Source organism: uncultured Streptococcus sp. (assembly GCF_963521865.1).
Lineage (GTDB): Bacteria > Bacillota > Bacilli > Lactobacillales > Streptococcaceae > Streptococcus.
On sequence record NZ_CAUQWY010000044.1, the window covers coordinates 1 to 10702 of the forward strand.

The window sequence follows — 10702 nt, forward strand, 5'->3', positions numbered from 1 at the left end:
TTAGCTTCCCAGACCATATCATACCAAGTTTCCCCTGCAAAGGTTGACTGGGACAGGCCTTCATTGACAAATCCTTGTTTTTCATAGTAGGCGATGAGATAGTCATGACAGGTTAGGTTAATACCTTCTCTTTCGTGTTCAAGAGCCACTTCTTTCAAGGCTGTTAGTAATTTTTTACCAAGTCCAAGTCCCTGTGATTCTTTGGCAATAGAAAGACAGGTCACAGAGATATAACCACCAGGCTTATGACTATAATCTTCTATCTCTTCTGTAAAGGACTGGTCTTGCAGATGGCGGTGTGGTCCAACTGGCCCTTCGATGTAACCCATGATTCTGCCTTCTTTTTCTGCAACCAGAAAAGAGGTCCGAATTTCTCGCAAATGCGCCTCAAAAACAGAGCGAGGAATGGCTTCTTCAAGCGAGAAATTTTCTAGTTCAATTTCAACGATACGATTTAAATCTTCTAATCTTGCTTTCCTGATTTCCATTGCGCCTCCAGATAAAAGGGATTAAACCAAATCATACTAAAACCTTGACTAGCTACATAAAGCGAATCTGTCTCTTCTTCATCAATAAATCCGTTCATTTCAAAATAGGAAAGCAGCTCATCCGGACTCTTCAAACGAATAGCTTTGTAATCCTGCTCAACCGCCACCTCTTTCAAAGCCGCAAGAAGAAGCGTCCCCAAGCCTTGTCTCTGATGGTCAGCCTTGATGACCAAAGAATGTATTTCTAGACATTGCGGATTGTGTGGGTAAGGACCACCTAGAACATAGCCCAGAAGCTGATTTTCATCTCTAGCTAGAAGAAAGGTATCCGCACACTTACGGATACTTTCTTCTAAGATATGGGAAGGTTGCTGCTTTTCAGTTAGAAAAGATGAGGCCTGAAGTGCCTCTATCTCAGTCAAGTCAGACTTACTTGCCTGAATAATCTTAATTGGAATTTCCATGGGAACTTCCTATTGAACATTGCTTGTCAAGTTAGACAAGAGACGTTCAAATGAGTATTCATAGGTTTGAATGTCTCCTGCACCCATAAAGACATAAACAGCATTATCATGGTCTAGGAGTGGAGAAACATTTTCAACAGTGATCACTTGGTGTTTTTTATTAATTTTATTGGCTAGGTCTTCTACCTTAACATCACCATGGTCTACTTCACGAGCAGATCCATAGATTTGGGCTAGATAAACAGCATCTGCTTGGTTCAAAGCGTGAGCAAAGTCGTCCAACAAGGCGATGGTTCTTGTAAAAGTATGAGGTTGGAAGACTGCTACAATTTCCTTGCTTGGGTATTTCTGACGAGCCGCATCCAAGGTTGCGATAATTTCTGTTGGATGGTGGGCAAAGTCATCGATAATCACCGTATCATTGACAATTTTCTCAGTGAAACGACGCTTAACACCTGCAAATGTTTTCAAGTGTTCACGCACCAAGTTCAAATCAAATCCTGCTGTGTAAAGCAATCCGATAACGGCTGTCGCATTCATGATATTGTGACGACCAAAGGTTGGGATATGGAATTGACCCAATTCTTGACCACGGAAATGAACTGTGAAGGTTGAACCAGTTGTTGAACGAAGAAGTTCGCTAGCTACAAAGTCATTACCTTCTGCTTCAAAACCATAATAATAAATTGGTGCATCAGACGTAATTTTACGCAATTCTGCATCTTCACCATAGACAAAAAGACCCTTGGTAATTTGTTTAGCATAGTCGTTAAAAGCATTGAAAACATCCTCTAGACTTGTGAAATAGTCTGGATGGTCAAAGTCAATGTTGGTGATAATAGAGTACTCTGGGTGGTAAGGCATGAAGTGACGCTCATATTCGTCAGATTCAAAGACAAAATATTTGGCATTGGCCGAACCACGACCTGTCCCATCCCCAATCAAGAAGCTAGTGTCTGTGATGTGAGACAAGACGTGAGATAACATACCTGTAGTTGAAGTTTTTCCATGCGCTCCTGCTACTCCCATGCTAACAAAGTCACGCATAAAGCTACCTAGGAACTCATGGTAACGTTTGTAACTGATACCATTTTGGTCCGCATAGGCAATTTCAACATTGTTATCTGGACGAAAGGCATTTCCAGCTATAATTTCCATATCACCGTCTAGGTTCTCTTCATCAAAAGGAAGAATGGTAATTCCTGCCTGCTCTAGACCACGTTGAGTAAAGTAGTATTTTTCAACATCTGATCCTTGAACCTTATGCCCCATTTGGTGCAACATCAAAGCCAAGGCACTCATCCCTGATCCCTTAATTCCGATAAAATGATATGTCTTTGACATGTTTCCTCCCCTATTCTGTAATTCTGGTCAGATTCAACTCTTGGGCAACCCGACGTTCTTGTTCTTTTTGTTGATTCTTTTTATTGTAGATTTGGCTCTTCTTCAGAAAATCATAGTTGTTTTTCTTTGGAGCAGGTGCTGCTACCTCTTCATTCTTGGTAGAGATAGATTTGACTTCTTCCGCCAAGATGTAATGAGACTGGGTCAATTTTTGGCTATATTTGACAAATTCACCAGGATTTTCCTTTTGGAAAGGCGCGGTAGGTTGATTTCCCTGTCTAACTAGACTTGGCTGAGAATGGCGTCTTGTAGGAGTGATATCCTTTGTCAGATAACTTGCTGAGCGTTTCTTTTTCAAGTCCGCACGCGCTTCTTCACGCGCCACCTCCGCATAGCTCTTTCCTTCTTTCTTAACCCCTAAAGGAGCCTTTTTAGGTTTCTCTACTGGCTTTTCAATCGGTTTGACTGGTTTTTCTTCAGTAATAGGAGCCCACTCCAGATAATTCTTATCACGGTATTCTCCCTTGATATTACTGATAAAGTCAGATTCATCGTACAAGTTCATGACTGGCATTTCAGTCAGTATGACCTCATCATCTGACACCAATGGAAATCGTTCTTCTCTCATTTTCTATTTCCTTTCAACACTTCATTATAGCGTATTGTCTTGATTTTTCAAGTGCTGGCTTCAGAAATTCCCAAAATTTCTCTAATTTCTGCTAGGGTCAGACTTCCACGTGACTCTGTGCCGTCCAATACTTGTGACACCAGATGTTTCTTCTGTTCTTGGAGTTCCTGAATTTTTTCTTCAATGGTTCCCTTGGTCACCAAGCGATAGACCTCAACCGTTTCTTCCTGCCCCATCCGATGGGCACGGCTAATGGCTTGCGCTTCCACCGCTGGATTCCACCAAAGGTCAACCAAGATAACGGTATCAGCACCTGTCAGGTTCAGACCGACACCACCAGCCTTGAGGGAAATCAGAAAGGCATCTCTTTCCCCTTGATTAAAGGTCTTGGTCATGTCTTGTCTTTCCTTGGCTGGGGTTGAACCTGTAATTTTAAAAGATGTCATGCCCAAGTCAGGCAGTTCTTGTTCAATTTTCTCCAACATTCCCTTGAACTGCGAGAAAATCAAGACACGATGTCCGCCGTCTGCCACTTGTACCAGCAGGTCACGAAGACTATCCAGTTTGCCACTGGCTCCCTGATAATCTTCCATAAAGAGGGCAGGGGTGTCACAGATTTGACGCAAGCGCATCAGACCAGACAAGATTTCCACTCGACTACGCTGAAATTCCTGATCTGACACCTGAGCTAAACGGTCTCGCATCTGTTGCAATTGGGCTAGATAGATAGCCTTTTGCTGGTCTTCCAGTTCATTCTTATAAACCACTTCAATCAAGTCTGGTAATTCAGTCAGAACTTCTTCTTTCTTTCGCCTCATCACAAAAGGCTTGATAAACTGAGCTACGCGCTCGGCTGGCAATTTCATAAATTCTTTCTTGCTTGGCAAAAGTCCTGGCATGACGATTTGGAAAATAGACCACAGCTCACCCAGATGGTTTTCAATAGGAGTTCCTGACAAGGCAAAAACTGACGGCACTACAAATTGTCTCAAGGTCTGGGCTATCTTGGTCTGGGCATTTTTCATGACCTGAGCCTCATCTAAGAAAAGGAAGTCAAAGGCCATCCCCTGATAAAGATCACTGTCCTGACGGAAGGTAGCATAACTCGTCACATAGATTTGATGGCTCTCAGCAAGAATCTCTTCACGACTAGATTTCAAACCATGAACAACAGCCATATCCAACTGTGGGGCAAATTTCTGAAACTCATCTACCCAGTTGTAAATCAAACCTGACGGAGCTAAAATCAAAACCCGACTTTCTTTTGTCACTTGACTGGTCAAAAAAGCAATGGTCTGCAGGGTTTTACCAAGTCCCATATCATCAGCTAAAATCCCACCAAAACCATAATAATGGAGCATTTGCAGCCAGCCGATCCCCTTTTCCTGATAATCTCGCAAGTCAGCCTGAACCTGAGTTGCTTGCAAAGGAAAGTCCTCTGGATGCGTCAAATCGTGAGCCAGATTCTGGAATTCTTGTGAGAAAGAAACACGGTCTCGTCCTTCAAAAAGATGGGCTAAACTGTAGGCCAAGGATTTCCGAGCCTGCAAAGAACCATCTTTTAACTCAAACTGCCCCAATTCCTGTAGATTTTGGCGAATTTTCTTGGTTTCTTCATCGAAAAAGTAGACTTGATTAGACGCACCAATGTAAAAATCTTGATTGGCAAGCAAGGCCTGCATGGCTTGGTCAATTTCCTCTTGGGCAATATCTTGAAAATCGAACTGAATTTCCAAGAGACCTCCCTTGGAGGCAATCTGCACCTGAGGGCTTGCTAGACTATAAAGTTCTTCTAGCTTGTCTGATAGGTCAACATTTCCGAGTTTTTCAAAGCCTGGAATGATTTCATGAAAGAAATGATAGACAGACTCCGCTTTTAAGGCCTGACGCCAAGATTGAAAATCTGCTTCAAAGCCCACAGCCAAACAGGCTTGGAAAATTCTTTCTTCTAAGTCAGCATCACTCGAAAATGGCAATTCTTCTAGCTCTTGTCGGCTTGATACCTGCCTATCCCCATAATCAAACTGAATTTCTAAACGAATCCGATTGTCCCCTTCCCTGTCAAAATAAAAAGAGGGCTCAAAAGTTTTAATTTGTAAACGTTCAGGAGCTGAAACGGTACCCATCTGGCTAAAAAGAGTTAAACAAGAGGCTAACTTATCTCGGTCACTGCTATCAAATTGCAGGTATTTCTTGCCATGCTGATCCAAGGGCAACGCTTTGATTTCCTTGAGAAGACGCATCTGCTGGTCTGTTAGAAAATAAACCTGTCCTTTATGGAAAAGCACAGCTCCCTGATAAAAGACATTGACCCTCGGACTCTCACTGATTTCCATTTCAAAATAATCCGAGTATGCTGTTACTGTAAAGGCAAATAAATTGGCATCCGAATGCATATCCTGAAACAGCAGGATTTGGTAACTATCCACTTGGTGGTCAAATTGAAAATGGGGCAAGGTCATCAGTAAATTCACACCCTGCTCAAAAAAGGTCAGAGGGAAAAAGAGGTGTCGACCTTGGTTGTGGAAAAAGAGGTCTGGAGCCTGTCCTTCCTCCGTTAGTCCCCGCAAGAAAGTCAGAAGTTCTTGACTGGCCTCATCAAAGGCTTCCCAAGAAAGAGACTCCTCATAGGTTTTTCCAATCATATAAGGTTTTCTCTTCTCGACAACTTTTAAAAAGAGTGGAATATCCCGAATGACATAGTATTTTTGACTATTGACTTGCCCGATTCTCAGAGTCCACAAGATATGATTAGTTCCTGCTTCCACCTGACCGACAGCCGACAACTCATAGGAGCGGTCTGATTTTGGAGACAAGATTCGTTCTAAAAATTTGCCACCCAAGGTCACCTTGGTTTCAACAGCCTCTTTTTCTTCATGACCTTCTTCCAGACCCTGCAAAATGTCCTGACCACGCTCATCATTTTTTAGAAAATGCTCCAGCGCAGCCAAATGCACACAGTAGCCCCTCTTTTGGAAAAAATCGCAGGCACAAAAAACCAAATCATCCTCTAAACTATAGCGCAGTTCTTCTTCTGCAACGCGAGCGTAGAGCCGATTGTTCTTTTCCTTAATAATATCAACCTTACCAGTTTTATAAAGGGCAACGCCTTCGATACGGACTTTCCCCGGAATCAATTTAGCCATATTTCTACCTTTACCTTATCTTTTTATTATACCATATTTTCGCCCATGAAAATAGCCTCCTAGGCAGACTTTTCTCCTAGAAGGCTGGATTTTTAACGTTTGGTAAAAGTCGTCACAATTCGCTGACACACTTCTTGCAGCAGAGATTTAGGCATAGCTACATTGAGGCGGGCATGGAGACTTCCTTCCTCCCCAAAATCCAAACCACGATTGAGGATAACCTTGGCTTCATTTCTCAACAGCTCTTGCAATCTTTCATCAGTCAGGTCATAGGCTGAAAAATCAAGCCAAACCAAGTAGGTTCCTTGCGGTTTCATGACCTTGATTTTAGTCTCTTTTCCAAATAAATCCACCACATAATTGATGTGGTCTTCAAAGACTTGCTTGAGTTCCTCTAACCAATCCTTACCATAGCGATAAGCAGCTTCTGTCGTCAAATAACCCAAGCCTGAAATTTCATGCTGATTATTGGCTAACTGGCGTTTCTGGTAAGCCAGTCTCAACTTAGGGTTTTCAATGACTGCATAGGAATTTTTTGTCCCAGCGATGTTAAAGGTTTTAGTGGCACTGCTCAAGACGATTGCAAATTCTTTAAAGGCAGGGTTAATAGTATTGAAGGAATGATGCTTATGACCAAAGAGGGCCAAATCTTGGTGAATCTCATCGGAAACCAAGAAAACACCGTGTTTTTGGCAGAGTTGACCAATCTTCTCCAACACTTCCTTTTCCCAAACACGTCCACCAGGATTGTGAGGGTTGCAAAGAATATAGAGTTTGACCTCCTCTTTCACCAAATCCTTTTCAAGTTGATCAAAGTCAATCTCAAACAGACCATCCTTTTCCACCAAAGAATTAGTAATCAATCTGCGATTATTTAACTTGACACTGCGAGCAAAAGGTGGGTAGACAGGTGTGTTAATCAGAACCGCTTCGCCTTCTTTTGTAAAGGCTTGAATAGCTGTTGAGATGGCTGGTACCACACCCTCGATAAAGACAAGGGCCTCTTTGTCAAAGTGATAACCATGTTGTGTCGCTTCCCACTTTTGAACTTCCTTAATTAACTCTTCACTGGCATAGGTATAGCCATAAACCAGTTGGTCTGCGTAAGTCTGCACAGCTTGGCGGATTTCAGGCAAGACCACAAAGTCCATATCCGCTATCCAAGCTGGTAGGACTTCGCTATCCGTTTCCGCCTCTTTCCATTTGTAGGTATGGTGTCCTAGACGATTGGGCAGGCTTGTAAAATCATATTTTCCCATCTTTGTCTTATCCTTCCAAGGCTTGGCGCAAATCCGCAATCAAATCTCTAGCATCCTCAATCCCGATTGACAAGCGCAAGAGGTCATCTGTCAAACCATAAGAATGGCGCACTTCTGCTGGAATATCGGCATGAGTTTGCGTCGTTGGATAAGTAATGAGACTTTCTACCCCACCCAAACTTTCCGCAAAAGAGAAGACCTTGAGACTGTTCAAAACATGAGGAATGCGTGTTTCATCCGCTACTTTAAAGGAAATCATGCCTCCTCGACCAGTGTAGAGAACTTCCTTAACTGCTGGAGAATCCTTCAAAAAGGCAACCACTTCTTGGGCATTGGCTGTTGAACGTTCCATACGAAGAGACAAGGTCTTGAGACCACGAATCAATTGATAACTGTCAAACGGAGACAGGACTGCCCCTGTCGTATTGAGATTGTAGAAAAGCTTCTCGTATAGTTCTAAACTATTGGTCACAACCACTCCAGCCAAGACATCATTGTGCCCTGCCAGATACTTGGTTGCTGAATGCAAAACGATATCAGCGCCGTCTTCAATCGGACGTTGGTAGATAGGGCTGTAGAAGGTATTGTCTACCACCACTTTGGCACCCTTAGCATGAGCTAATTTTGCTAGTTTTTCGATGTCAAATTCCAACATCAAGGGATTGGTTGGCGTTTCGATATAGAGAACATCCACGTCCTTCTCTAACTCAGCAATCAACTCTTCTTCTGTATTGGCATAGGTAAAATGGAAACGGCCTTCTTGCTCCACTTGATTAAACCAGCGGAAAGAACCGCCGTAAAGGTCACGCACTGCCAAGACCTTACTTCCTACTGAAAAGACGCTAAAGGCCAGTACAATAGCTGACATCCCTGAGCTAGTCGCTAGGGCATAGTCTGCTGACTCAATAGCCGCCAAGACTTCTTCCGCCTTACTGCGAGTTGGGTTTTTGGTGCGTGTATAGTCAAACCCAGTAGATCGACCAAACTCTGGATGCTGATAGGTCGTTGAAAAATGAAGCGGTGTCACCAAGGCTCCTGTCGCTTCATCTGACTTAATACCCGCCTGGGCCAAAATTGTGTTAATGTGTAATTCCTTGCTCATACAATTCCTCCAAATCTATAGTAACTATTGTACCACTTATTTTCATCAACTCATTTTCTTCTTTTCAAGAGCTAGTTATAGTTTCAAACTATAGACTTATCGAGTAAAGCTAAAAAGAATCCAGAAAAGCTTCCAGATTCTTTTGTGAAAATGATTGCTAGGGTTTACTGTGAACGAAAAAATCCTGTTGGGCTAAATAGTCATAATGGTCTTTGTTAAATTGATACTGGCCCACACGCTGACTAATCTGACCGACATCCACGGAAAAAATATAGTCTTCATTTTGATAGTGCCAGTTCAGCCTAACTGTATTCAAGACTGTCTTATAAGTAAAATCTTGAACTTGATTCCAAGGCATCTCTACGACTTGATTAGAACGATTTTCAGTTATATCACTGATGTCCATCAAGAAAATCCCCTTAGGTGTGAATGCCAGAATTTTAGGCTTCACACTCGACTGAACATAGTAGGAACCACCTATAATGAAAAAATCAATAAAGGATTTCAACCATGTCTTTTTCTTAAAAGCCATCAGAAAATTCCTTTGTCCCTCGATATGACAAGTTGAAAGAAATGATTCAATCTGTTTTTCTGTTGCAAATTCCATAATAGCGCCCATGATGTTACCTCCATAACGATTAGTAAATAGGCAGATAAGAACTCTTCACATAAAAGAAGAACTTATCATTTGTTACATTTTATCTTACTTTCCCAGTAGATGGCACCCCTCCTATAACATTACCCTAGCATGTGCATACTTCAGTTAACACTGGGTAGATTTTCGAAAATAATTTCTCACGTTTTTGTTATATTCATTATAACATAATTCCAATAAACAAATAAAAAAATATAAGATTTTTTCTTCCAAATTTGCCATCATTCTATTAAAAAACGACAGCTTCTTTCGAAACCATCGTTTTTCTTGAAAAATCCTTATTTGACATGTTTTGCCAATTCTTCTTGGGCTTTTTTATTAGATTCTTCTTTTTCTTTCAACCATTTTTCTTTGGCTTTTTCATATTCATCTTTTGTGACTGTCTTATCTTGTACTTTGAGGTATTTATAGGATTCGATTCCTTTATTACCAGCTAATGAATATGGTTCTGAGAAAGGAACAGTTTTTCTCAATACTGGTGTTCCACCCTTAGAAACATTTGGAATTGCTAAAGCACTATCTACCAACCAAGCTTGGATCTCAGCATATTTTTCATAGCGTTTCGCAAGATCTTGTTCCTTGTTGGCTTCTTCCAACATTTGAGTGTAGACATCTAGTCCAACAGCCTTGGCCTTGTCATTGGCTTCACCTGGCTCTAAACCTAGATTTTGCATCAAACCACCAGAATGAACGTTAAAGACATCAAGGTAGGTTGAAGGATCTTGGTAATCAGGACCCCAACCACCGTTGTAAAGATCATAATCCTTCTGAGCTGCTGTCTGAGCCAAATAGCTTGAATTGTCATAATCTTCAGTAGTGAGTTGTTGAATATCAATTACAACATTTTCTGCACCTAAAGCTGCCTCAATAGATTGCTTCATAGAGTTTGCCTCTTGGACACCCTTTTTAGCAGCTTGGTCAACTGTCATGTCCAAGTGGATAGGGAATTGAACTCCTTTGGCTTGGAGTTCTTTCTTAGCTTCTGCAAATTTGGCTTTAGCTTTTTCAGCATTGTAGTACGGATCCTGAGCATCCGCAAAGTTGATTCCTTGCCATTCCTTACCATAATTGACCATCTTAGAGGCTACTACTTCACCAAAGTCTTTTCCATTGATACTTACAAATGTTGGAGGAACGACGAGGTTACGCAAAATCTTAGTTGCACCCTCTTCTCCCTGAGATTGAGCCCCGTAAGCTGTACGGTCATAGGCAAAATTAATGGCTTGACGGAAGTTTTTATTCAGAACTGCTTCTTGAGTCGATTTCTTCTCAGCATCATTTGTTTTTGAAGTAAATTTATAAGATTTTCTATCCAAGTTGAAGTTTAAGAAGTAAGAAGTAGCATCTTGCAAGCTATAAATGATATTGTCCTTATTCTTCTCTTTGATTCCTTCGAAGCTTGAACTATTTGGATAGAGACGAGCGTAGCTATAAGCCCCCTCGACAAAGTTACGAGCCAGTGCATCTTGGTCACTACCATCATAATAGGCTAATTTCACATCATCTACAAAGACATTTTTAGCATCCCAGTAGTTAGGATTTTTCTTGAATTCGATAACTGATTTTGAAACAAAGGATTTCATCAAGAAAGGTCCATTGTACAAAATGCTAGATGG

At 41.5% G+C, this 10702-nt stretch carries 9 protein-coding genes; all 9 read right to left on the minus strand.

Features of this window, described 5'->3' with window-relative positions:
* The coding region (locus RWO85_RS08865; protein WP_314415392.1) for a GNAT family N-acetyltransferase at positions 1 to 488 on the minus strand (488 nt) is incomplete at its 3' end.
* A complete protein-coding gene (locus tag RWO85_RS08870) occupies positions 464 to 952 on the minus strand; it encodes a GNAT family N-acetyltransferase (protein ID WP_314415394.1) in 489 nt (162 codons plus the stop codon). The genes RWO85_RS08870 and RWO85_RS08865, both read right to left, overlap by 25 nt.
* 9 nt (positions 953 to 961) lie before the next feature.
* A complete protein-coding gene (gene murC, locus RWO85_RS08875; protein WP_314415396.1) occupies positions 962 to 2296 on the minus strand; it encodes a UDP-N-acetylmuramate--L-alanine ligase in 1335 nt (444 codons plus the stop codon).
* A gap of 10 nt (positions 2297 to 2306) precedes the next feature.
* On the minus strand, positions 2307 to 2924 hold the full coding sequence (locus tag RWO85_RS08880) for a cystathionine gamma-synthase (protein WP_314415398.1): 618 nt from the start codon (positions 2922 to 2924) through the stop codon (positions 2307 to 2309).
* Between the two features lie 47 nt (positions 2925 to 2971).
* Positions 2972 to 6070: a DEAD/DEAH box helicase gene (locus RWO85_RS08885; protein ID WP_314415399.1), complete on the minus strand. Its 3099-nt coding sequence runs from the start codon at positions 6068 to 6070 to the stop codon at positions 2972 to 2974.
* A 92-nt stretch (positions 6071 to 6162) separates the two neighbouring features.
* Complete coding sequence (locus RWO85_RS08890; RefSeq protein ID WP_033684074.1) at positions 6163 to 7329, minus strand: MalY/PatB family protein; 1167 nt, start codon at positions 7327 to 7329, stop codon at positions 6163 to 6165.
* A 7-nt stretch (positions 7330 to 7336) separates the two neighbouring features.
* The gene (locus RWO85_RS08895; RefSeq protein WP_314415400.1) at positions 7337 to 8431 is read right to left on the minus strand and encodes a cystathionine gamma-synthase; all 1095 of its coding nucleotides are present in this window, start codon (positions 8429 to 8431) and stop codon (positions 7337 to 7339) included.
* A 157-nt stretch (positions 8432 to 8588) separates the two neighbouring features.
* Positions 8589 to 9050, minus strand: a complete 462-nt coding sequence (locus tag RWO85_RS08900) for a hypothetical protein (RefSeq protein WP_314415401.1) — start codon at positions 9048 to 9050, stop codon at positions 8589 to 8591.
* A gap of 314 nt (positions 9051 to 9364) precedes the next feature.
* Positions 9365 to 10702 (minus strand): ABC transporter substrate-binding protein (locus tag RWO85_RS08905; protein WP_314415402.1); only part of this gene is annotated, 1338 nt, incomplete at its 5' end.

Bases quoted from the DNA above. Each gene is read 5' to 3' on its own strand.
- RWO85_RS08870 (WP_314415394.1), bottom strand. From the start codon at position 952: ATGGAAATTCCAATTAAGATTATTCAGGCAAGTAAGTCTGACTTGACT.
- murC (WP_314415396.1), bottom strand. From the start codon at position 2,296: ATGTCAAAGACATATCATTTTATCGGAATTAAGGGATCAGGGATGAGT.
- RWO85_RS08880 (WP_314415398.1), bottom strand. From the start codon at position 2,924: ATGAGAGAAGAACGATTTCCATTGGTGTCAGATGATGAGGTCATACTG.
- RWO85_RS08885 (WP_314415399.1), bottom strand. From the start codon at position 6,070: ATGGCTAAATTGATTCCGGGGAAAGTCCGTATCGAAGGCGTTGCCCTT.
- RWO85_RS08890 (WP_033684074.1), bottom strand. From the start codon at position 7,329: ATGGGAAAATATGATTTTACAAGCCTGCCCAATCGTCTAGGACACCAT.
- RWO85_RS08895 (WP_314415400.1), bottom strand. From the start codon at position 8,431: ATGAGCAAGGAATTACACATTAACACAATTTTGGCCCAGGCGGGTATT.
- RWO85_RS08900 (WP_314415401.1), bottom strand. From the start codon at position 9,050: ATGGGCGCTATTATGGAATTTGCAACAGAAAAACAGATTGAATCATTT.